This window comes from Nonomuraea sp. ATR24, assembly GCF_041950485.1.
GTDB classification, from domain to species: domain Bacteria; phylum Actinomycetota; class Actinomycetes; order Streptosporangiales; family Streptosporangiaceae; genus Nonomuraea; species Nonomuraea ceibae.
Window position 1 is genome coordinate 37,298 of record NZ_JBGNUU010000001.1, and the last position, 21,343, is coordinate 58,640.

Below are 21,343 nucleotides of genomic sequence, written 5' to 3' on the forward strand. Positions count from 1 at the left end.
TCCCCCTAGTCGACGTCCACGTCGTCGAGGTGGCTCAGGAGGCGTGACAGCACGCGCAGGCAGGCGGCGATCTCGGCCTCGGTCAGGTCGCCGCCGATCTGCCGCAGCATGGCGCGCTCGCGGTCGAACACGGCGGTGATCGCGGCCCGGCCCGCCTCCGTCAGCCGGATCAGCGACGACCTCCGGTGCGCCGGGTTCGGCACGAACTCGACCAGCCCGCGCGCCGCCGCGTCGTTGGTCATGCGCTGCACGAACTGGCGGCTCAACGCCTGGTCGCGGCCCATCTGGGGGACGGTCATGGGGCCGTGCTCGCGCAGCATGTTGAGCACCGCCCGCACGCCCACCGACAACCCCTCGATCGGGGCGTCCAGCTCCACCTTGCGCTGGGCGCGCCGGTAGAGCGGGCCCACCAGGTCGAACACCTCGGTGAGCCGGTCGGTCACCGCGTCGCCACTCTCGCTCATGATGACACCTTAGTTGCCATGTTGGGCGGAAGATGACACCTTGGTTGTCATGAGTGAGTTGTTCTGGACCGAATCCGGCACCGGCCGTCCCCTCGTCCTCCTGCACGGCGGGTTCCTCCACCACCGCATGTGGGACGACCAGATCCCCGCCTTCGCCGAGCGCTTCCGCGTCATCGCCCCCGACGCCCGCGGCCACGGCCGCTCCCCCAACGCCACCGAGCCCTACCGGCTCACCGACGACCTTGCCGCCCTGCTGCGCCACCTCGGCACCGGGCCCGCGATCCTCGTCGGCGTCTCCATGGGCGCCGCCACCGCCGTCGACACCGCGCTCGAACACCCCGACCTCGTCAGCGCCGTCGTCGTCACCGGAGCCGGGACCAGCGAACCGTACTTCACCGACCCCTGGACCACCCGGGCCTGGACCGGCTGGCAGGCCGCCATGGCCGCCGGCGACCTGGACGCCTCCGTCGAAGGACACCTGCTCTTCGCCGCCGGACCGCACCGCGCGCTCGACACCCTCGACCCCGACGTGGTCACCCGCCTGCGCCGCATGGCCCGCGAGACCATGTCCAAACACGCCCCCGGCGAGCCGAACCACCTCGTCCCGGTCCACGACACCTGGGAGCGGCTCCCGTCCGTCCGCGTCCCCGTCCTGGCGATCAACGGCTCCCTCGACTCGCCCGACCACCTCGGCATGGCCGACCGCCTCACCACCACCGTCCCCCACGGCCGCACCCACACCATCTCCGGCACCGCCCACTACCCGAACCTGGAACAACCGGACGCCTACAACAAAACCCTCGAGTCCTTCCTCCACACCCTCTGACCCCCCGGGAGCGGTACGCCCCCGCCCCAGAACCGGAGCGTCCGGGGGCCCCGCGCCCCACCCAGCGCGCCCCCGGAAGGGACGCACCCCACGGGACGGCCTCCCAAAACGAGAGGCCCCCGAAACGGGACGAGCTCCGGCCGAAGGACGCCGGTCCCGACGCGGGCGGGCGCCCGTACAAGCGGGAGCGGCCTCCCCGGGGGCGCCAGGCCCGGCGTGGGCGCGCACCCGTGCAAGCGCGAGCGGCCTCCCCGGGCGGAGCCACCCCGGGCGGGGCCACCCCGGTAGCAAACCCGAAGGGACGCCGGGGCGAGTGCGGGATGCACTCGGGAGGAGCGAGCGCCGGGGCTTCGGTTATGGGGTGGGGTCGGGGAGGGAGTGGGCGATGGTGCGGGCGGCGTACTCGAGCCAGGCGGGTTGGGCGGCCACCGGAAGGGGCCGGGCGAGGGCGTCGAAGAGGACGCCGTCGAGCTGGGCGACGAGCATGCGGGCCGCGTCGTCGGCGCCGGGCACCCTGGCGGCGCGCAGGCCGGTGGCGGCGAGGTGGAGGAAGCGGGCGCCGGCGGCGTCGAGCTGGGCGCGGAGGGCGGCGTGGCGGGCGGCGTCGAGGTAGAGCTCCATGCGGGCCCGGGTCCGGGTCCGCGCCGGTCCGAGCCAGTGGGCGAGCAGCCCGGCCAGCGTCGCGGCGACCCGTTCGCGGCTGCTCCACGCGTCGGGCGGCAGGCGTACGATCGACGCCTCGTCCAGCTCCAGCATGCGGGCCAGCAGCGCGTCGAGCAGGGCGAGGCGGGTGCGGAAGCAGCTGCTGGTGCTGCCGGGCGGCAGCCCGGCGCGGGCGTCGACGGCGCGGTGGGTGAGGCCGCGCATGCCTTCGTCGGCGAGGACCTCGATGGCGGCGTCGGCGGCCCGCCGGCTGCGGGGGGTCATGGGCTGGGCTCCACGGTGACGGGGACGCCGTTGAGCACGGCGGTGCCGCTGAGCTGGTCGAGCGCGGCCGGGTCGGTAAGGGCGTTGACGGGGGCGCCGGGCAGGTGGCGGGCGCGGGTCAGCCGTACGCCTGGCAGGTCGTGGCCGTAGCCATGGGGCAGGCTGACGGTGCCGGGCATGAGGTCGTCGCTGGCGGCGACCTCGACGGTCACCTCGCCGGTCGTCGAGCGGACGCGCACCGGAGCGCCGTCGGCGAGGCCGCGGGCGGCGAGGTCGGCGGGGTGCATCAGCAGGTGGTGGCGCGGGCGGCCTTTGGTGAGCCGGGCCGAGTTGTGCATCCACGAGTTGTTGTCGCGCAGGTGACGGCGGCCGATGAGGAGCAGTGTCCCGGGCTCGGCGGGGGTGAGCAGGTCGGCGGCGGCCTGCCGGACGGCTTCGAGGAGCGGCGGCGGGGCGGCGCGCACCCGCTTGCGCGGGGTGCGCAGCCGCCGGGGCAGGCCGGGGCGCAGCGGGCCGAGGTCGATCCCGTGCGGGTGGCGGCGCAGCCGGGCCAGTGACAGCCGGTACGGGCCGGTCCGCAGGGCGAGGTCGACGATCCGGTCGGGGCGCAGCCGCAGCATGAGGGCGTCGCGCCACCGGCCGGTGCGGACGAGGCGGCGGTAGCGGCGGGCGAGGTCGCGGAAGATCTCCCAGTCGTGCCGGGCGCCGGGCGGTTTGGGGAAGGCGGCGGCCGAGTAGCGGGCGGTGTCGCGGACGGCGAGCATGCGGAAGACCAGGTCGTAGTGGTCGCGTTCGAGGGGTTCCGTGGGCGGCAGGATGACGTGGGCGTGGCGGGTGGTCTCGTTGACGTAGAAGTCGACGGCGGCCATGAACTCCAGCCAGGCCAGCGCCTGGTCGAGCGCGGGCCCGCCGGGGGCGGACTGCACGGGGTTGCCGGCGACGGTGAGCAGGGCGCGGACCTGGCCGGGGCCGGGGGTGCGGATCTCCTCGGCGAGGGCGGCGAGCGGCAGTTCGCCGCCGAACTCGGGCAGCCCGCGCACCCGGCTGTGCCAGCGGCCCCGGCGGCCGGGGTCGAGCTGTCCGATCGCGTCCACGGCGGGCCTGGTGAGGAGGGTGCCGCCGGGCCGGTCGAGGTTGCCGGTGACGATGTTGAGGAGCTGGATGCCCCACTGGCACAGCGTGCCGTACCGCTGCGTGGACACGCCCATCCGGCCGTAGCAGGCGGCGGCCGGCGCGGCGGCGAACTCCAGGGCGACGCGCCGGACGGTGCCGGGTCCGACGCCGGTCGCGGCCTCGACCCGTTCGGGGGTGAAGGGCTCGACGGCGTGGCGGACCTCGTCCAGCCCGTCCACGTACGCGGCGGGCGTGGCGGCGCCTTCGGTGAGGATGACGCGGAGCAGGCCGAGGATGAGGGCGGCGTCGGTGCCGGGGCGGATGAAGTGGTGGTCGACGCCGAGCCTGGCGGTCTCGGTCCGGCGCGGGTCGAACAGCACGGCCGTGCCGCCTCGCTCGCGCAGCGCGCGGATGCGGCGGGTCATGCCGGGGGCGGTCATCAGGCTGCCGTTCGAGACGGCGGGGTTGGCGCCGAAGATCAGGAAGTACGCGGTGCGGTCGATGTCGGGGACCGGGAGCAGCCACTGGTGGCCGTACAGGAGCCGGGCGACGACCTGGTGGGGGAGCTGGTCGACCGATCCGGCGGTGAAGCGGTTGCGGCTGCCGAGCAGGTTGACGAACGGCGGCGCGTGCGTCATGCCGCCGAGGCTGTGGGTGACGGGGTTGCCCAGGTAGGTGGCGACGGCGTCGGCGCCGTGCCGCCGGCGGATGCGGGCCAGCGCGCCGGCGACGAGGTCGTACGCCTCGTCCCAGGTGATCTCCTGCCAGCCGTCGGCGGTGCGGCGGACGGGGGCGCGCAGGCGGTCGGGGTCGTCGCGCAGGTCGGCGAGGGCGAGCGCCTTGGGGCAGAGGTGCCCGGCCGACAGGGGGTCGTCGGCGTCGCCGCGGATGCCGGTCACGCGGTCGCCGGAGGTGGTGATCAGCAGGCCGCACATCGCCTCGCACAGCGTGCACGTGATGGCCTTCGTCATGACTACAGTTGTAGCAGCCGATTGCTACACCTGTAGCGGCGGCCCCTCACTTCGCCATGAGGCGGGAGCGGGTGCGGGCCGGGGCGGTCGGGGGCAGCTCGCCGAGGATGTCGGCCAGCGTGACCCCGCGCAGGCTGTCGCGCCACGCCCGGTGCGCGTCGGCCATCTTCGCGGCCAGCACGCAGGCGTCCCGGCAGTCCTCCGGCGGCAGCGCGCCTCTCCCCTGCCGGCGGATCTCGCGGCATTCGTACGGCGAGGCCGCGCCGTCGACGGCCTCGACGATCCGCAGCAGCGTGATGTCGGCGGCCGGGCGGGCGAGCCGGAACCCACCGCGCGGGCCGGTCGTCGCCGCCAGCACCCCGGCCCGGACCAGCGCCTGCAACTGCTTGGCCAGGTAGGGGGCGGGCAGATCGTAGTAGTCGGCGAGCTGAGCCGCCGACGCGGTGGCGCCTGGCTCCAGCTGGGCCAGCGTGGTGGCGCAGTGCAACAGCCATTCGGTGCTCACGGGCAGCTTCACGCCACCAGCATATACCGGATATTGCAGATCCATTTAGTCCGAGATATGGTCGTGACCCCACGGGAAGAAGGAGAGATCATCATGCGGATCGCCGTCGCCGGCGCCACCGGCAACATCGGATCCCTGACCGTCGCCGCCCTCGAACGCGACGGGCACGACGTCGTGCGCATCAGCCGCTCGCTCGGCGTCGACCTCATGACCGGCGACGGGCTCGACGCGGCGCTCACCGGCGTCGAGGCCGTCGTCGACGCCACCAACGGCCCGGCCGGCCGCCGTGAGGAGGCGGTGGAGTTCTTCACCACCACCACGGGCAACCTGCTCGCCGCCGAGGCGCGGGCCGGCGTCCGGCACCACGTGCTGCTCTCGATCGCCGGCATCCACCGCGTCGAGGGCAACGCCCACTACGCCGGCAAGCGGGAGCAGGAGCGCCTGGTGGCCGCCGGGCCGGTGCCGTGGACGATCGTCCCGGCCACCCAGTTCCACGACTTCGCCGAGATGGTCGCGGGCTGGACCGAGCAGGACGGCGTGGCCACGATCGCGCCGCTGCTCGTGCAGCCGGTCGCGCCCGCCGACGTGGCCGCCGTCCTGGCCGAGATCGCCACCGGCGCGCCGCTGGGCCGCCACGCCGACCTCGCCGGGCCCGAGACGCAGGACCTCGTCGACATGGCCCGGCGCACCCACCAGGCGCGCGGCCGCGAGGTCAAGCTGGTGCCGACGTGGTCGGGCCTCTTCGGCACGTCGATGGCCGGTGACGTGCTGCTGCCCGGCGAGGGCGCCCGGATCGCGCCGACCACGTTCGAGGAGTGGCTGGCCACCGTCCGGTGACCTCCGGGGCGCGGATTTGGCCAGGTTTTTCCAACGCCGGATGGGAGCGGGGCACGCTGCGACGGTATGACCGGAGCCGTGGGGAGAACCTGGTCAGCGGCCCTGACGGCGCTCGCGCTCGCCGCCGGCGTGGCGCTGGCGGGCGGCTGCGGCGGCTCCCGGGACTCCGCGCCGTCACCGCGCGTGTCGGCGAAACCGGCCATCAAGCCGAACGGCGAGCTCGTGCCGTCCACCGGCGGCGGCGACGTGCCCGACACGACCGTGGCCGTGTGCCGCGAGTGCCAGAAGCTGCTGGCGTCCGGCCAGTACGAGCTCGCGGCGCGGCGCATGGACCGGCACGCGAACCAGCGGCCCGCGAACCTGGGCGGCGACTCCAGCACGGTGGCCGTCGCCCTGGTGTGCGCGGGGGCGGCCAAGGCCAGCCTGGGCCGGTACGAGGAGGCGATCAAGAGCCTCGCCGCGGCGGACCGGCTGGACGCCGAGCTGCCCGCCGACACGCGGCCCCAGTTCCTGGAGCTCATGTACCACGCCCAGCTCGTCAGCTACACGGCCGTCGGCGAGCCGGCCAAGGCCCAGGAGAGCCTGGCCCGGCTCGCCGGACTCGGCCGGGACACGGGCCCGTACCTGAAGGAGGCCTGCGCGGAGAAGCCCGGCGCGCTGCCCGCGTGCACCGGCGCCCCCATCGGCTCCCCGACCGGCTCCCCCACCGGCGAGGAGGAGCGCCCCTCGGAGCCCACCCACGACCCCGTGCCGACGGAAACCGGCGGGACCACCCCGCCCACGGCCCCCGAGACGGAACCGGAGCCGGAGCCCGAACCCGAACCGGAACCCGAACCCCTCCCCGAAGAAACGTGAAGAAACTCGGCGAGAACCCCGACGAGGGCGACGCCGGCCCCGGCGTGAGTCAGGACCTGGCGCGGCTGGGCAGCGTCCTGGCCCACATCGTCACGCCGACCACGATCGTCGCCGCGCTCATGGTCTACTTCGGCTCGGTGCGCACGAACACCTTCTTCGCCAGCCTCGGCGTCGACCAGAGCGTGCTCGGCCTGTCGATCCAGGACTACGCGCTGCGCAGCGTCGCCTCCACCATCGAACCGCTGGCCGTGCTCCTGCTGGCCGTCCTCGTCGCGCTGCCGGCGCACGCGGTGCTCGTCCGCCGCCTGGCCGCCCGGCCGGCCGCCATGCGCAGGTTCGTGATCGTGCTGGACGTGCTCGGCTTCGCCGCCGTCGTCGCCGGCGTGCTCGGGCTGGCCGGCTGGGTCGAGTACAAGGTCAGAGCCCCGGTCGCCCCCGCCTGCCTGGGGCTCGGCGTGCTCGCGCTCGGCTACGCCGCCTCCCTGCGCGCCCGGAGCCTCCCCCGCCCGCCCGGCTACGCCGTCGAACCCCACGGGGTCCGCGTCGTCCGGCGGGCCATCTTCGTCGCCCTGCTCGCCGTCCTGCTGCTGTGGTCCGTCGCCGTGTACGCGCAGCTACGCGGCCTCCGGGCGGTGGAGCAGCTCCGCCACAGCCCGGCGCTGCTGCCCGGCGTGGTCATCTACACGCCCCACCGCCTCTACCTGGAGGGCCCCGGCGTCACCGAGACCCGCCTGCCGGACGAGACGGCCAAGTTCCGCTACCGCTACGCCGGGCTGCGGCTGCTGATCCGGGCCGACCAGCGCTACTTCCTGCTGCCGTCCTGCTGGGCGACGACCCCCCAGGCCCGCGCCATCGCCCTGCACGACGACCCGTCGATCCGCCTGGAGTTCTTCCACGTCACCACACCCCCACCCTGCCCCTGACCGCCCGATCGCAGATCACGCGGGGCCGAGCCGTCCTAAGCTGGTCACATGACGCGCCGCGGACTCCGATCGATCATGGTCGAGGGATACACCTCGATCCGCTCGGCCCGCGTCGAGCTGCGCGATCTCAATGTGCTGATCGGCGCCAACGGCGCCGGCAAGAGCAACTTCATCTCCGCGCTGGCCCTGCTGGGGCGCATCGTCGACGCCGAGCTCAACCTGTTCGTGGGCCGCGCCGGCGGGGCCTCCGCGCTGCTCCACGGCGGCTCCAAGGGCGATGCGCGGATCTCTCTCGGCCTGGACTTCTCGCCCAGCGCGTACGAGGCGACGCTCATCCCCGCCGCCCGCGACGAACTGATCTTCAGTGACGAACGCATCCGATTTCATGGGCGAGGACCGGACGCAACCGGTCGACTCCTCTCTCGGGCGAGGGCATCGCGAAACCCTGCTGCTGGAGGAGATCGGCCGGTACGGCTGGGACTCCGTCGCCGGGCACGTGGTCGACACGCTGCGCGGCTGCCGGGTGTTCCACTTTCACGACACCGGCCCTAACGCTCCGGTGAAGCAGACCGGCTACGCATCCGACAACATCGCGCTCCACCCTGACGCCGGCAACCTGGCCGCCGTCCTTCTCCGTCTGCAGCAGACCGACGGCGCGACCTACCGGCGCATCGTGCTCAGCGTCAGGCAGGTCGCCCCCTTCTTCCGTGACTTCGTCCTCGCCGAGGAGAACGGGCGGCTGCGACTGCGCTGGCGGCAGGAGGGGTCCGACGTGGTGTTCCCCGCCGACGCCCTGTCCGACGGAACGCTCCGCTTCATCTGCCTGACGACCTTGCTCAGCCTGCCTGACCTGCCCAACCTCGTCGTCCTCGACGAGCCGGAGCTCGGCCTGCACCCCTACGCCATCGTGCAGCTGGCCGACATGCTGCGCGCGGCCAGCCACGACAGCCAGGTCCTCATCGCCACCCAGTCGGTCACGCTGATGAACCAGTTCGGCCTCGACGATCTCATCGTCGTCGAACGTGCCGGCGGAGCCTCCGTCTTCGACCGCCCCGACCCCGAACGGTTGCGGGCCTGGCTCACGGACTACTCGCTGGGCGAACTCTGGGAGAAGAACCTGCTCGGAGCCAGGCCCCAGGCCGAGCCCCGGTGACCGGGATGCGCCGCCTGCACGTCCTGTGTGAGGGACAGACCGAGGAGACCGTCGTACGCGAGGTCATCGACCCCTATCTGCGCAGCGCCGACGTCTACGTGACCCGGTCCGTCTTCACCACCAAGCGCCCTGCCGGCGGCATGAGCCACAAAGGGGGCCTGTCCACCTGGGGCAAGCTCGCCACCGAGATCCGCCTGCTCCTGCGCGACTCCTCCATCACCGTGCTCACGACCCTGCTCGACTACTACGGGCTGCCCGGCGACGTGCCTGGCATGGCGACCCGCCCGCCAGGTTCGCCACACGACCGGGTCACCCATGTCGAGCCCGCGCCGCGGAGGCGATCGTGCTGGGCGCCCACGGCGCCGAACTCGTCAACGACGGGGCCGACACGGCGCCGTCCAAACGCCTGCTGAACCTCTACCCGCGCTATCGCAAAACCTCCGACGGCCCGCTCGTCATCGCCGAGATCGGGATCGACGCCGTCAGGAAGGGGTGCCCGCATGCTGACGCCTGGTTCGCCGCCGTGAAAGCCTCGCTCGGTCAGGACGGCTGGTCGGCCGGGGTGCCGTAGGTGGAGGCGCGGAACAGGAAGGACGCCCAGGAGCGGTACGGGCGCCAGGCGTCGGCGACCTTGCGGTAGGCGGCGGCCGGGGCGTCCTCCGGCAGCCCGTACGCCTCCCGGAGGATGGCGAACAGGCGCGGCTCGTCGCCCGGGAAGGCGTCCGGGGCGCCCGCGCCGCGGATGAGGATGAGGCCGGCCGAGAACGGGCCCACGCCAGGGAGGGCGCGCAGCTCGGCCAGGGCGTCGCGCGGGTCGAGGGCGCGCAGGTGCTCGGTGGTGAGCACGCCGTCGAGCGCGGCGCGGGCCAGGCCGCGCAGCCACTCCTCCTTCTGCGCGGGCAGGCCCAGCCCGCCCGCGTCGAGCAGCGAGACCGGCGGCGGGAAGGCCGCGTAGGCGGTGCCGTCGACGGTGACGCGGGAGCCGTGGCGCTCGGCGATGCGCTGCTTGATGCGCGAGGTGATCAGCATGGACGAACGCTGGACGATCACCGCCCAGCAGGCCGCCTCCCAGGGGCTCCAGAAGCACACCGGGCGCAGGCCGGGGCTGCGCCGTTGCAGGTCGCCGAGGATCGGGTCGCTCTTGCCGAGCTCGGCGAAGCCGGTGCCGTCGACGTCGAGCGACAGGATCCGCTCCACCTCGCCCCGGATCGCCGGCCCGGCCGGTCGTGTGGTGGCGACGGCGACCCCGCCGGGCGCGGCGGTCACGGTCACGCCGATCGGCCGCCAGTCCGACTCCGCGCAGTAGGCGAAGCGCAGCGCCCGCCCGTCGGAGGGCAGCGCGGCGGTGGCCGGCCAGTCCTCGACGAACCGCAGCGACGCGCCGAAGTCGAACGGGCCCTCGGCGGTCAGCGTGAATCCGTGCGTGGTCATGGCCGTATGGTAGGCGGCCCGGCCGACACGTCTACCTGGCCAGGAGCGCGCGCAGCTCCTTGACGACCACGGCGGGGGCCTCCTCGGCCATGAAGTGGCCGCAGGTGACGGTGCGGTGGACCAGGTCGGGCGCCCAGGCCCGCCACAGCGCCTCCGCGTCGTAGCCGAGGGCGGCGCCCCAGTCCTGCTGGAGCACGGTGACGGGCATGCGCAGGTGGTTGCCGGCCGCGCGGTCGGCCCGGTCGTGGTCGAGGTCGATGCCGGCCGTCGCGCGGTAGTCGGCGACGATCGACGGCACGGCCTCGCGCGACGCCTTCAGGTACGCGGCCCGTACGTCCGCCGGGATCGCCTCCGGGTCGGTGGTCCAGACGTCGAGGAAGTGGCCGAAGAAGGCGTCCGCGCCGGCGGAGATGAGCTGTTCGGGCAGGCCGGGCGGCTGGGCCATCAGGTACAGGTGCCAGCCGACGGCCGCGCCGGCGCCGCGCATGACGTCCCACATGTCGAGCGTGGGCAGGACGTCGAGGGACGCCAGGTGGGTGACGGCGTCCGGGTGGTCGAGCCCGGCGCGTACGGCGACGAGGGCGCCCCGGTCGTGCCCCGCCAGGGCGAACCGGTCGTGGCCCAGTTCGCGGGCGAGCGTGACGATGTCGGCGGCCATGGTGCGCTTGGAGTACGCGGTGCCGTCCGGGTCGCCGGGCTTGTCGCTGGCGCCGTAGCCGCGCAGGTCGGGGCAGATGACGGTGTGGTCGGCGGCCAGGTCGGCGGCGACGTGCCGCCACATGAGGTGCGTCTGCGGGAAGCCGTGCAGCAGCACGATCGGGCTGCCGGAGCCGCCGACGGCGGCGTTCAGCGTCACGCCGTCGGCGACGGTGACGCGGTGGTGGTCGAATCCGCTGATCCGGGGGTTCATGAGGGCCTTTCGGTGGTGCTTCCAGTGGTACGCCGTCCAGCGTGCCCGGCGGGGGTCAGCAGCCGGTCAGTGTTGGATCAGCGGTCCGGTCAGCGGGTCGGGTCAGGGGGCCGGAGCTGCGTAGATTGGGGGCGTGACCACGGTGGCGTTCGGCGTGCTCGGGCCGTTGGAGGCGGTGGGCGAGCACGGGCCGATCTCGCTCAGGGGGCCCCGGCACCGGGCGGTGCTGGCGCGGCTCCTGGTCGCCCGTGGGCGGGTGGTGCCGGTCGACCGGCTCGTCGAGGACCTGTGGGAGGAGCCGGGCGAGGGGGCGGTTTCGGCGCTGCGGACGTTCGTGTCCGATCTGCGGCGGGCGCTGGAGCCCGATCGGCCGCCGCGTGAGCCCGCGCGGCTGCTGGTGACGGCGGCGCCGGGCTACGCGCTGCGGGCGGCGGCCGACGCGGTGGACGCCTGGCGCTTCGAGGCGGCCGTCGGCGAGGCGGGGCGGCTGCTGGCCGACGGGCGGCCGGCCGCGCCGCCCGGGGGCCCGGCGCCTGGGGGTCAGGCGCCCACGGGTCCGGTGCCCACGGGTCCGATGCGCGGCCGGGAGCGGGCCGAGCGGGCGCTGGCCTGCCTGGACGGGGCGCTGGCGCTGTGGCGCGGGCCCGCGTACGCCGAGAACGCCGGGGAGGAGTGGGCCCGTTCGGAGATCCACCGGCTGGACGAGCTGCTGGCGCTGGCCGTGGAGCGGCGGGCGCAGGCGCTGCTGGCGCTGGGGCGTTCCGCCGAGGCGGTCTCCGACCTGGAGGCGCACGCCGGTGACCGGCCGTTGCGCGAGGACGCCTGGCACCTGCTCGCCACGGCGCTCTACCGGTCGGGGCGGCAGGCCGACGCGCTGGCCGCGCTGCGCCGGGTCCGCGAGACGCTGGTGACCGAGCTGGGCGTGGACCCGGGGCCCCGGCTGCGCCGCCTGGAGTCCGACATCCTCACCCAGGCGCCCCACCTCAGCCAGGACGACCCGGCCCCCGTACGGGCTCCCGAGCCGGCGGCAGGCGGCCGGGTGTTCGTGGGGCGGGAGGGGGACCTGGCACGGCTGGAGGAGGCGGCCGGGCAGGTGGCCGGGCGGGGCGGGCCGGGGGTCGTCCTGGTGTCCGGGGAGGCCGGGGCGGGCAAGACGGCGCTGGCCGAGGCCGTCGCGGCGCGGCTGGCGGCGCGCGGCTGGGTGACGGCGTGGGGCCGCAGCCCCGAGTACGAGGGCGCGCCCGTCGCCGCGCCGTGGACCCAGGTCACCGGCGCGCTGCCCCCGCCCCCCGAGCCGGACGGGCCCGGACCGGAGGGGTCGAGCGGGCTCGGGCCGGACGACGGGGGGCGGGGCGCGGATCCGGCGGTGGTGAGGTTCCGGCGGCATCGGGCGGTCGTGGCGCGGGTCGCGGGGGCGGCGGCCAGGGAGCCGGTGCTGGTGGTGCTGGACGACCTGCACCGGGCCGACGCCGACACCCTCGACCTGCTGACCGCCGTCGCCACCGCGCCCGAGATGGGCCCGGTGCTGGTCGTGGGCACGTTCCGGACCACGGAGGTCGGCCCGGAGCTGACCTCGGCGCTGGCCAGGCTGGCGCGCACCGAGCCCGTGCGGGTCTACCTGGGCGGGCTGACCGAGGCGGCGACGGGCGAGCTGGCCGGGGCGGTCACCGGGCGGGAGCCGGCCGGGCCGGTGGTGCGGCTGATCCATCGGCGCAGCGGCGGCAACCCGTTCTTCGTACGGGAGCTGGCCCGGCTGTTCGCGGCCGAGGGCGAGGCGGGGCTGGAGGCGGTTCCGGCGGGGGTGCGGGACGTGATCCGGCACCGCCTGGCGCAACTGCCCGAGGAGACGCGGACCGTGCTGATGCAGGCGGCGGTCGCGGGGCGGGACGTGGACCCGGAGGTGCTGGCCGAGCTGGCGGGCGAGGGGCCGATGCTGGACGCGGTGGAGCGGGCGCTGCGGGCGGGGTTCCTGACCGAGCGGGGCGGGCTGCGGTTCACGCACATCCTGGTGCGCGACACGCTGTACGGGGATCTGTCGGCGTTGCGCCGGGCCCGGTGGCACGCGGCGGTCGGGGAGGCGGTGGAGCGGCTGCATCCGGACGACGTGGCGGCGCTCGCCCACCATTTCACCCTGGCCGCGGGCGGCGCTGTCTCGCCCAGGGCCGCCCGTTATGCCCGCGCGGCTGCCGAGCTGGCCGAACGCCGTTCCGATCCGCACGAGGCCGCCCGGCTGTGGCGCCAGGTGATCACACACACGGGCGGCGACGCCGTACGGGATCGGCTGGAGGCGGATCTCGGGCTGGGGCGGGCGCTGGCCGTGACGGGGCGGATGGAGGAGGCGCGGCGGCTGCGGGCGGAGGCGGTGGACACGGCGGAGAGCCTCGGCGACGCCGACCTGACGGCGGCCGTGATCACGGCCTTCGGCGTGCCGGCCGTCTGGACGCGCAACGACGACGAGCGCCTGTCCGCCCGGATCGCCGCCGCCGCCGAGCGCACGCTGGCCGCGCTCTCCGGCGACCCGTCCGCTCCCCGGGACGTGGTGGGCCGGCTGTGGAGCGCGCTGGCGCTGGAGCTGCGCGGCACGACGTCGGATCGCGGCCGGCGGGCGGCCCGCGAGGCGGAGGCGATCGCCCGCGCGTCCGGGGACCGGGCGTCGCTGGCGCTCGCGCTCAACGCCCGGTTCATGCACGCGTTCGGACGTGCCGGGCTGGCGGGCGAACGGGCGCGGATCGGGGCCGAGCTGGTCGAGCTGGCGGCCGGCGGCGAGCTGGTGACGTTCGAGGTGCTGGGGCGGCTCGTCCAGCTCCAGGCGCGCGCCGCGCTGGGCGACCTGGCCGCCGCCGACGCGCACGCCGAGGCCGCCGACGCGCTCGCGAGCCGGTACGAGCTGCCGCTGGTGGGGGTGTTCACCGCCTGGTACGCGGGGCTGCGGCACGCGGTGGCGGGACGGCCGGAGGAGGCCGCGGCCGCCTACCGGGACGCGCAGGCCCGGCTGGCCGGGAGCGGCATGCCCGGCATGGAGGAGGGCCTGCTGCCGCTCGCCCTGCTGGCGCTGCGCCTGACGACCGGCCGGGACGGGGACGCGGGGAGCTGGCGTGGCCGCGACTACGGCCCGTACGAGCCGTGGGTCCGCCCGCTGATCCTGCTGGACGCCGGCCGGCGCGAGGAGGCCGCGGCGGCGCTGCGCGGCCTGCCCGAATCGCCCCACGACCTGATGCGCGAGGCGCGCCTGTGCCTGGCGGCCCGCGCCGCCGTCGCGCTCGGCGAGCGCGCCGTCATGGCCCGCCTGCGCCGCGAGCTCGCGCCCGCCGCCGGAGAGCTGGCCGGGGCGGGCAGCGGCGTGCTCACCCTCGGCCCGGTGGCGGGCTACCTGGACGACCTCGTCACCGGCCGCTGAACGACGAGCCCAGGCCCTGGGCTCGGTCAGTCGATGTACACGCTCGTGCCGAACTCCGAGACGGTCGAGCCGCCGGGCTCGACCAGTTCGAGCAGCTCGCCGGTGCAGTCGGGCGAGCTGAAGACGTACGCGAGCCCGTTGGTGTGGTTGGCGACGGACAGCGGCCACCGGTCGCTCGAGTAGCAGCCGCTGGGGTCGAAGTACGGCTGGTCGTTGATGACGAGCACGCCGTCGGCGGCGTGGGCGGGCGTGAGCGGGGCCAGGACCGCTCCGGCGGCGGCCAGGGCGGCGAGGGCTGTGGTGATGCGTCGCATGGTCTGGATTCCTGTTCTCGAACGGGTGGGACGACGCCATTGTTCACTTACAGCAATGACTCAACTACTGACTGTGAGGTGACGAGCCCGTCCCGGGCGGCGATTGGCGCCATCAGTCCCGGGAAGCCGGGATCATGGTGGTTCACGAACATGTACGGGGGCGGCGCACGGTGGATCTGATCACGGATGTCGTCCAGGCGATCAGCGATCTGCCGTTCCCGGTGGTGGGGGTCGTGGCCGGGGCCATGGCGTTCGCCGAATCCGGCCTGGGCCTCGGGTCGATCGTGCCCGGGGAGACGGGCGTGCTGCTGCTGGGGGCCGCCGCGGGCACTCCCGTGCGGTACGTCGTGATGCTCCTCGTCGTCGCCCTCGGCGTGACCGCGGGTGACCACGTCGGCTACCTGCTCGGCCGCCGCTACGGCGTGCGGATGCGGGAGCTGCGGGTGGTGCGGCGGCTCGGCGTACGGCACTGGGACCGCGCCACGACGGCGCTGCTCAGGTACGGCGCGGCTGCGGTGTTCGTCACCCGGCTGATCCCCGTGGTGCGCACGCTCACCCCGGCCGCCGCGGGCGCCGCCCAGGTGCGTTACGGGCGTTTCCTGCCCGCCTCGCTCGCCGGATCGCTGCTGTGGTCGGCGGTGTACGTCAGCCTGGGCGCGTTCGCGGGTGCCTCCGCCGCCCACCTGGAACGGCTCCTCGGGCGGGCGTCATGGGCCCTGCTCGGCGTGCTGGTCGCCCTCGTCGTCACGGTGAGCCTGGTCCGCCGCTTCCGCCGCCGCCGCTAGCTGCAGGGGCGCGGCGGTCCCGCCCGCGAGCTCCCGCCCGTGGTTCAGCGCGTGGTCGAGCTGCCTGGCCAGGTTCGGGACGGACGCGGGAGGCAGGTACGCGTCGGCCCCGGCGTCGAGCAGCCGGCGGACCGGGCCGTCGTACCGCACCCCGAGCTCGTCGTCCTCGATCTCGGTGACGACGACGCGCGCCTTCGGGAACGCCGACCGCAACGCCCCGATCAACTGCGGACTGCCCGCCGGCACCAGCAGCACGTCGGCCGTCACGGGAGCCGCGTGCATGTCGAGCACCACGTAGTCGGCCCCGAGCTGCGCGGCCAGCGCCACCCTGGCCGCGGTGGACAACTCCATCGCGGTCGCCACCACGGTCACGCCCTCGTAGCTCGCCGGCCCCCGCCCGTGCCCCTCGTCCGGCGTCCCGCGCCCGACGACGGCCCCCTGCACCACGTCCACGGTGCTGGAGATCCGCGCGATCGACCCGCCGTCCCGCGTGACGACCAGCTCCTCACCGGGTTCGAGCCCGTCGATGAGCGCCACGAGCTCCTCGGGCAACCCCGCCACGTCCACCCTCCGGGCAGCCCCCATGCCACGTCCCTCCTGCTCCCCACCCACGCTATTGCACGATCACCCGCGCACGACCGCCCCCAGCACGGGCCGGCCGAGGTGCGCCTGAGTGATCACGACGCCGGTGACACGCCCCCGCGAGCGCCAGAGCTAGGCGTGGTTCTCGGGTGCGGGGAGGGGGTGCCAGTTGGGGTGGGGGCGGCGGGGTGGGGGGCCGGCCGGGTGGTGTTCGAAGTGCCACCACTCGTTGTCGTACATGCGGTAGAGGGCGTAGCGGGGGCCGTGGTCCTCCAGCCAGCGGGCGCCTTCGTAGGGGCGTACATCCAGGGCGGTGCCCTTGACGTGGCGCGATTCGGCCGGCGGCAGGACGAGCATCCGGGCGGAGGCCGGGGAGCCGGAGCGGCGTACCTCGTCGTCGAACAGCCGTTGCTGGGCGGCGGGGTCGCGGTAGCCGGAGGTGAGGCCGATGAGCTGGCCGTGGCGCCAGAGGGCGTCGGTGCGCGCCGCGGTGAAGGCGGCCTTGGCGCCGTCGGTGAGGCCGGTGAGGTCCTCGGCGGGGAAGCGCAGCCGCAGCGCCCAGCCGCAGGCGAGCTCGCGGGCGCGGCCGGGGTGGCGGGCGAAGGCCACGGGCAGCAGGAGCGCGGCGAGCACCAGCGTGACCACGGCGTACAGCCGGTCGCGGGGCCGGGGCGGGAGGATGTGTGGTTCGCTCATGACGAACTACGATTGGCGGGGGATGTGCGCGCGTCGTCAGCCGTATGTCATGGTTCGTCGACGGCGGCGCACCCGTGGCGCCCGAGGGCGGGATCGTGACACAACGATGACACGGCGCGCACAGGGCGCGGACACGGCCGGTCGACAGTGGACGGGGTCGGCCGGCGGGTGAGTTACGGAGCGTGCTGAGATGCTCGGCAGCGTGTCGCGAGTGTTGTTGATCGAGGATGACCCGGCTGTGCGGGAGGGGCTGGAGCTGGCCCTGACCCGGCACGGCCACCGGGTGCGCGCGGTGGAGTCCGGGGAGCAGGGGCTGGAGCAGCTGCGTACGGACGTCCCGGACGTGGTGGTGCTCGACCTGATGCTGCCCGGCATGGATGGCTTCGAGGTGTGCCGTCGTATCCGGGTGGCCGGTGAGACGCCGATCATCATGCTGACGGCGCGTGGTGACGACATGGACGTGGTGGCGGGGCTGGAGGCGGGCGCCGACGACTACGTGGTCAAGCCGGTGCAGCCGAGGGTGCTGGAGGCCCGCATGCGCGCGGTGCTGCGGCGGATCGGCCGGGACCAGGCGGAGCTGGAGCGGCACGGGGACCTGGTCATCGACCGGGCCGGGCTGGTGGTCACCAGGCGCGGCGAGCCGGTCAGCCTCGCGCCGACCGAGCTGCGCCTGCTGCTGGAGCTCTCGGGCACGCCGGGCCGGGTGCACAGCCGCCAGCAGTTGCTGGAGTCGGTGTGGGAGCACGGCTACTTCGGCGATTCGCGGCTGGTGGACGCGTGTGTGCAGCGGTTGCGCGCGAAGATCGAGGACGACTCGGCGGCGCCGGTCTACGTGCAGACGGTGCGTGGGTTCGGGTACCGGTTCGGGCCGGTGTGAGCCGGTTGGTGGAGTCCCGGCCGAGTCTGGGGCTGCGGACCCGGCTGCTGTACGCGTTCGCCCTGTTGTGCGTGGTCACGGCGGCGGCGGTGGCCGGTGCGATGTACGTCGAGGCCCGCATCTCGATCCTCCAGCGGGCCCAGGATGCCGCGGTGGAGGCGACGCGGGGACGCCTGGCGACCCTGTTCCCGTTGCGGACCGCGACGCCGGGCCGGGCGGAGCTCGACGAGATCGCCCGCGTCATGGCCGACGGGGGCGGCCTCGCGGTCGCCGTCTACCGCGACGCGCACTCGACGCTGCTCGCGGCGCCGGGCCCCCGGCTGCGGCGCGAGGACACCCCGATCCTGGACCCGGGGCTGATCCCGGCGGGGCTGCGGGGGACGGTGGCGCGCGGCGAGATGGCGTGGCAGCGCGTGGTGTGGAGGGGCCACCCTCTCCTGCTCATCGGCGCGCCGTTGCTGATCGCCGAGCCGGGCCGGACGGCGCAGGTGTCGGGCATCGAGGTCTACACCGCGCGCAGCCTGGCTCCCGAACAGCTCAGCATCGACAGCCTCGCCGCGCGGGCGTGGCTCGCCGGCGGGGCGGCGCTGGTGCTCTCGGTCGTCCTGGCGTCGCTGGCCACCCGTGGCGTGCTGCGCCCGGTGCGCGAGCTGGGCCGGGCGGCCCGCCTGCTCGGCGAGGGCGATCTGCGGACCAGGATCGCGGTCCGCGGCTCCGACGAGCTGGCGGACGTGGCGCGTACGTTCAACGAGACGGCCGCGGAGCTGGAGCGGCACGTCGAGCAGCTGCGCGAGATGGAGGCCGACGCCCGCCGGTTCGTGGCGGACGTGTCCCACGAGCTGCGCACCCCGCTGGCCGCGCTCGCGGCGGTCGCCGACGTCCTCGACGAGGAGGCGGCCGAGCTGCCCGAGACCGCCGGGCGCGCCGCGCGGCTGGTCAGCCAGGAGACGCTCAGCCTGACCGGGCTGGTGAATGACCTCATCGAGATCAGCAGGTTCGACTCCGGCGTCGCGGCGCTCGCGCTGAACGAGGTCGACGTGGCCGAGCTGGTGCGCGCGACCCTGCACGCCCGTGGCTGGTCGGAGTCCGTACGCACCGAGCTGCCCGCCGGGGTGACCGCGCGGCTGGATCCGCGCCGGGTGGACGTCGTCCTCGCCAACCTGGTCGGCAACGCCCTGCGACACGGCGAGCCGCCCGTGTCGGTACGGCTGTCCGCCGGCGCGGAGGAGATCGTCCTGGAGGTACGCGATCACGGGCCGGGGCTGGACGAGGCGGTGCTGCCGCACGTGTTCGACCGGTTCTACAAGGCCAGCGCGGCCCGGGCCAGGTCCGAGGGCAGCGGTCTCGGCCTGGCCATCGCGCGGGAGAACGCGCGGCTGCACCGGGGCGATCTCACCGTCGCCAACGCCCCGGACGGAGGCGCCGTGTTCACGCTCCGCCTGCCGCGCCGGATGGACGATCCGGACGGGCACCTCGACTCTGGAGGTCCCGCGTGAGAGCCGGACCCGGCCGTCTCGGGCTCGCCCTGGGCGTGGCGGCGCTCGTCGCCGTCGCCGGCTGCGGCGTGCGGCCCAGCGACCCCATCTCCGTCGGCGCCCCGCCGAGCGGTGGCGTCGCCACGCACACGACGCTCACCCTCTACCTGGTCAAGGACGGCCGGCCCAGCCCGGTGAAGCGGTCCGACGACAGCCGCCCGTGGTTCCGGGCGGACATCCTGGCGCTGCTGGCCGTCGGCCCCACCGCCGGGGAACGGGCGAACGGCTTCACCACCGACATCCCGGCCGGGGCCGGCCCGTTCTCGGTCACCCCCGTGAAGGCCGGCCACCTGGTGGTGACCCTGTCGGCTCCGGCCGGTGAGCTGTCGCCGCTGGCGGTCGACCAGATCGTGTGCACGGTCACCGCCCCGGAACGGGACCACCCCGCCCAGGTCACCATCATCGGCGCCGGGCAGAGCGTCGGCCCCCGCGACTGCCCGGTGTGACCCGCGCGGTCAGGCGCCGCCCAGGATCAGCCGTCCGCACCGGTCGCCGATCATCATCGACGGGGCGTTGGTGTTGCCGGAGGTGATGCTGGGCATGATCGCGGCGCTGGCCAGCCGCAGCCCCCTGACGCCGCGTACGCGCAGGTGGGGGTCCACGACGGCGTGCGCGTCCGTGCCCATCCGGCAGGTGCCGACCGCGTGGAAGTCGGCCTGCGAATAGGTGCGCACCGCTCGGATCAGCTCCTTGCGGGTGTTGACGTCAGGGCCGGGGATGGCGTCGTCGTCGATGACCCAGTCACGCAGTCCCTTCGCGTTGACCAGCTCGATGGCCAGCCGGTAGCCGTCGAGCTGCGCCTCGAGATCCTCTCCGGTCCGCAGGAAGTTCGGCTGGATGATCGGCGGCACGGCGGGATCGGCCGACCGCAGCCTGACGTGCCCCCGGCTGGTGGGGTGCAGGTTGATCATGCCGACCGCCTGCGAGAACGCGGAGAAGGGCGGATACCCGCCCGCGCCGATGTAGTAGACCTGCCCCTGGTACGCCGGCGTCCCGGGCACCCGGCCGCTGCCGGTGAAGAGGCTGACGTCCATCGAAGTGAGGTGCGTCGCGGGCTCGGGGGTGCGGAGTCTCTTCAACGCCACCGAGATCAGGTGGTCGTGCAGGTTGGCGCCGACGCCGGGCAGGTCGGCGACGACCGGGATGCCGAGCCGTCGCAGGTCCCGCGCCGCGCCGATGCCGGACAGCTGGAGCAGGCGAGGCGTGTTGACCGTGCCCGTGCTGAGGATCACCTCCCGCTCGGCCCGGACGGTGAACCGGCGGCGACCGGCGTGGATGACGACCCCGTCGATCGCGTCGCGGCGGTCGAACGTCAGCCGCGCGACCTCCGCGTCCGTCATGATCGTCAGGCGCGGGTCCGTGAGGTACGGGACCAGGAACGAGGTGAACGCGTCCTGGCGGATCTTGTCCACCACGTTGAGCCGCGTGTAGGAGACGCCGAACTGGGTCGCGCCGTTGTAGTCGGGGTTGAAGGTGTAGCCGAGGTCGACGGCCGCTGCCACCGTGGCCTGGGAGAGCAGGTTGCGCCGCGTCAGCTCGTCCGACGGCTCGATGGGCCCGGACAGCGCCTCCAGCGAGGGCCGCACGCTCGCGTAGTCCCAGCCGGTGGCGCCCTGGGCGGCCCAGCTGTCGTAGTCGGCCGGGTTGCCGAGGACCCACACCATCCCGTTCACCGAGCTGCTGCCGCCTTCGAGCTTCCCGCACACGAACGACTGCCGCGCGTGCAGCAGCTCCCGCTGCGGAACCGACTGGTACGGCCAGACGAGCCCCGAGTTCGGCGCCGCCGCCAGGGCCGACTTGGTGAAGTCCCGCACCACCGGCAGGTCGTTCGTGCCGCCGGCCTCGATCAGTAGCACGCTCGCCCGCGAGTCCGATAACAGGCGCGCGGCCAGCGTGCACCCGGCCGAGCCGGCTCCCACGATCACGTAGTCGTAGCGGCGCGTGGCCGCGGCTGCCGTCCCCGCGGCCGAGGCGAAGGCCGCCGACGCCGCGGACACACCGAACATCGCGAGCAGATGGCGTCTGGTGAGGCTTCCGTCCCGCACCCGGCGAGCGATCTCGTCCGGGTCCTGCCAGGCTTTCCCATCCTTACCGGGCATCAGCGTCCCTTCGCGTCGGAATGGCGGCCCGCGCCACCGATGACGTGAACGGGGGCTGGTGCGCGAACGGGGGCCGACGACGTCGCGGTGGCAGGGTTCAGAAGTATACGAAGCGAACCGGCGCCGGATCCGGCCCTGAGTGC

The 21,343-nt window shown here is 74.6% G+C and carries 23 protein-coding genes; 13 read left to right on the forward strand and 10 right to left on the reverse strand.

What is annotated here, in order from left to right:
* Positions 1-5 precede the first annotated feature (5 nt).
* Positions 6-464, reverse strand: a complete 459-nt coding sequence (locus tag ACBI99_RS00170) for a MarR family winged helix-turn-helix transcriptional regulator (RefSeq protein WP_357585720.1) — start codon at positions 462-464, stop codon at positions 6-8.
* Between the two features lie 49 nt (positions 465-513).
* On the opposite strand from ACBI99_RS00170, the gene ACBI99_RS00175 reads away from it, so the two are divergent.
* Positions 514-1,290: an alpha/beta fold hydrolase gene (locus ACBI99_RS00175; RefSeq protein WP_375071375.1), complete on the forward strand. Its 777-nt coding sequence runs from the start codon at positions 514-516 to the stop codon at positions 1,288-1,290.
* Positions 1,291-1,644: 354 nt separating this feature from the next.
* On the opposite strand, the gene ACBI99_RS00180 is transcribed toward ACBI99_RS00175, so the two are convergent.
* Genes ACBI99_RS00180 through ACBI99_RS00190 form a run of 3 tightly spaced genes read right to left on the reverse strand, consistent with a single transcriptional unit; the run spans position 1,645 to position 4,818 of the window.
* Positions 1,645-2,217 carry a TetR/AcrR family transcriptional regulator gene (locus tag ACBI99_RS00180; RefSeq protein ID WP_375071376.1) on the reverse strand — a complete coding sequence of 191 codons (573 nt, stop codon included), beginning with the start codon at positions 2,215-2,217 and terminating at the stop codon, positions 1,645-1,647.
* Entirely contained in the window at positions 2,214-4,301 is a 2,088-nt protein-coding gene (locus tag ACBI99_RS00185; RefSeq protein WP_375071377.1) for a molybdopterin-dependent oxidoreductase, read from the reverse strand. The genes ACBI99_RS00180 and ACBI99_RS00185 overlap by 4 nt, the downstream gene beginning before the upstream one ends.
* 46 nt (positions 4,302-4,347) lie before the next feature.
* Entirely contained in the window at positions 4,348-4,818 is a 471-nt protein-coding gene (locus tag ACBI99_RS00190; RefSeq protein ID WP_357585714.1) for an Rrf2 family transcriptional regulator, read from the reverse strand.
* Between the two features lie 81 nt (positions 4,819-4,899).
* Between ACBI99_RS00190 and ACBI99_RS00195 the strand changes: the two genes are divergently transcribed.
* The 7 genes from ACBI99_RS00195 (at position 4,900) to ACBI99_RS00225 (ending at position 9,145) form a co-directional block, all read left to right on the forward strand.
* On the forward strand, positions 4,900-5,643 hold the full coding sequence (locus tag ACBI99_RS00195) for an SDR family oxidoreductase (RefSeq protein ID WP_357585712.1): 744 nt from the start codon (positions 4,900-4,902) through the stop codon (positions 5,641-5,643).
* 78 nt (positions 5,644-5,721) lie between these two features.
* On the forward strand, positions 5,722-6,498 hold the full coding sequence (locus ACBI99_RS00200) for a hypothetical protein (RefSeq protein WP_375071378.1): 777 nt from the start codon (positions 5,722-5,724) through the stop codon (positions 6,496-6,498).
* Positions 6,495-7,421, forward strand: a complete 927-nt coding sequence (locus tag ACBI99_RS00205; RefSeq protein WP_357585708.1) for a hypothetical protein — start codon at positions 6,495-6,497, stop codon at positions 7,419-7,421. The genes ACBI99_RS00200 and ACBI99_RS00205 overlap by 4 nt, the downstream gene beginning before the upstream one ends.
* A gap of 48 nt (positions 7,422-7,469) precedes the next feature.
* Positions 7,470-7,973, forward strand: a complete 504-nt coding sequence (locus ACBI99_RS00210) for an AAA family ATPase (protein ID WP_375071379.1) — start codon at positions 7,470-7,472, stop codon at positions 7,971-7,973.
* Positions 7,974-7,980: 7 nt separating this feature from the next.
* Positions 7,981-8,574: an AAA family ATPase gene (locus tag ACBI99_RS00215; RefSeq protein ID WP_375071380.1), complete on the forward strand. Its 594-nt coding sequence runs from the start codon at positions 7,981-7,983 to the stop codon at positions 8,572-8,574.
* Positions 8,575-8,579: 5 nt separating this feature from the next.
* Complete coding sequence (locus ACBI99_RS00220; RefSeq protein WP_375071381.1) at positions 8,580-8,987, forward strand: DUF4276 family protein; 408 nt, start codon at positions 8,580-8,582, stop codon at positions 8,985-8,987.
* Positions 8,918-9,145, forward strand: a complete 228-nt coding sequence (locus tag ACBI99_RS00225) for a DUF4276 family protein (protein WP_357585702.1) — start codon at positions 8,918-8,920, stop codon at positions 9,143-9,145. Before ACBI99_RS00220 ends, ACBI99_RS00225 begins: the two co-directional genes overlap by 70 nt.
* Here ACBI99_RS00225 and ACBI99_RS00230 read toward each other — a convergent pair.
* Complete coding sequence (locus tag ACBI99_RS00230; protein WP_375071382.1) at positions 9,115-10,005, reverse strand: DNA-3-methyladenine glycosylase family protein; 891 nt, start codon at positions 10,003-10,005, stop codon at positions 9,115-9,117. The genes ACBI99_RS00225 and ACBI99_RS00230 overlap by 31 nt on opposite strands.
* A gap of 31 nt (positions 10,006-10,036) precedes the next feature.
* Positions 10,037-10,915, reverse strand: coding sequence for an alpha/beta fold hydrolase (locus tag ACBI99_RS00235; RefSeq protein ID WP_375071383.1), 879 nt, complete (start codon positions 10,913-10,915; stop codon positions 10,037-10,039).
* Positions 10,916-11,048: 133 nt separating this feature from the next.
* Between ACBI99_RS00235 and ACBI99_RS00240 the strand changes: the two genes are divergently transcribed.
* Positions 11,049-14,312, forward strand: coding sequence for a BTAD domain-containing putative transcriptional regulator (locus ACBI99_RS00240; RefSeq protein ID WP_375071384.1), 3,264 nt, complete (start codon positions 11,049-11,051; stop codon positions 14,310-14,312).
* Positions 14,313-14,338: 26 nt separating this feature from the next.
* On the opposite strand, the gene ACBI99_RS00245 is transcribed toward ACBI99_RS00240, so the two are convergent.
* The gene (locus tag ACBI99_RS00245; RefSeq protein ID WP_219518969.1) at positions 14,339-14,626 is read right to left on the reverse strand and encodes a hypothetical protein; all 288 of its coding nucleotides are present in this window, start codon (positions 14,624-14,626) and stop codon (positions 14,339-14,341) included.
* A gap of 134 nt (positions 14,627-14,760) precedes the next feature.
* Between ACBI99_RS00245 and ACBI99_RS00250 the strand changes: the two genes are divergently transcribed.
* Entirely contained in the window at positions 14,761-15,411 is a 651-nt protein-coding gene (locus ACBI99_RS00250; RefSeq protein WP_219518971.1) for a DedA family protein, read from the forward strand.
* Here the strand turns inward: ACBI99_RS00250 and ACBI99_RS00255 are convergent.
* Complete coding sequence (locus tag ACBI99_RS00255) at positions 15,334-15,996, reverse strand: hypothetical protein (RefSeq protein ID WP_375071385.1); 663 nt, start codon at positions 15,994-15,996, stop codon at positions 15,334-15,336. The two genes, ACBI99_RS00250 and ACBI99_RS00255, sit on opposite strands and share 78 nt — an antisense overlap.
* Before the next feature lie 129 nt (positions 15,997-16,125).
* Positions 16,126-16,689: a D,D-peptidase/D,D-carboxypeptidase VanY-N gene (vanY-N, locus tag ACBI99_RS00260; RefSeq protein WP_364174555.1), complete on the reverse strand. Its 564-nt coding sequence runs from the start codon at positions 16,687-16,689 to the stop codon at positions 16,126-16,128.
* 202 nt (positions 16,690-16,891) lie between these two features.
* Here vanY-N and ACBI99_RS00265 point away from each other — a divergent pair, with 202 nt between their 5' ends.
* The 3 genes from ACBI99_RS00265 to ACBI99_RS00275 are packed head-to-tail and all read left to right on the forward strand — an operon-like array spanning position 16,892 to position 19,547.
* Positions 16,892-17,566 carry a response regulator gene (locus ACBI99_RS00265; protein ID WP_375071386.1) on the forward strand — a complete coding sequence of 225 codons (675 nt, stop codon included), beginning with the start codon at positions 16,892-16,894 and terminating at the stop codon, positions 17,564-17,566.
* Positions 17,563-19,062, forward strand: coding sequence for an ATP-binding protein (locus tag ACBI99_RS00270; protein WP_375071387.1), 1,500 nt, complete (start codon positions 17,563-17,565; stop codon positions 19,060-19,062). The genes ACBI99_RS00265 and ACBI99_RS00270 overlap by 4 nt, the downstream gene beginning before the upstream one ends.
* The gene (locus ACBI99_RS00275; RefSeq protein ID WP_357585686.1) at positions 19,059-19,547 is read left to right on the forward strand and encodes a GerMN domain-containing protein; all 489 of its coding nucleotides are present in this window, start codon (positions 19,059-19,061) and stop codon (positions 19,545-19,547) included. The genes ACBI99_RS00270 and ACBI99_RS00275 overlap by 4 nt, the downstream gene beginning before the upstream one ends.
* A gap of 9 nt (positions 19,548-19,556) precedes the next feature.
* Here ACBI99_RS00275 and ACBI99_RS00280 read toward each other — a convergent pair whose 3' ends face one another.
* Complete coding sequence (locus ACBI99_RS00280; RefSeq protein ID WP_375071389.1) at positions 19,557-21,200, reverse strand: GMC family oxidoreductase; 1,644 nt, start codon at positions 21,198-21,200, stop codon at positions 19,557-19,559.
* Positions 21,201-21,343: the final 143 nt, after the last annotated feature.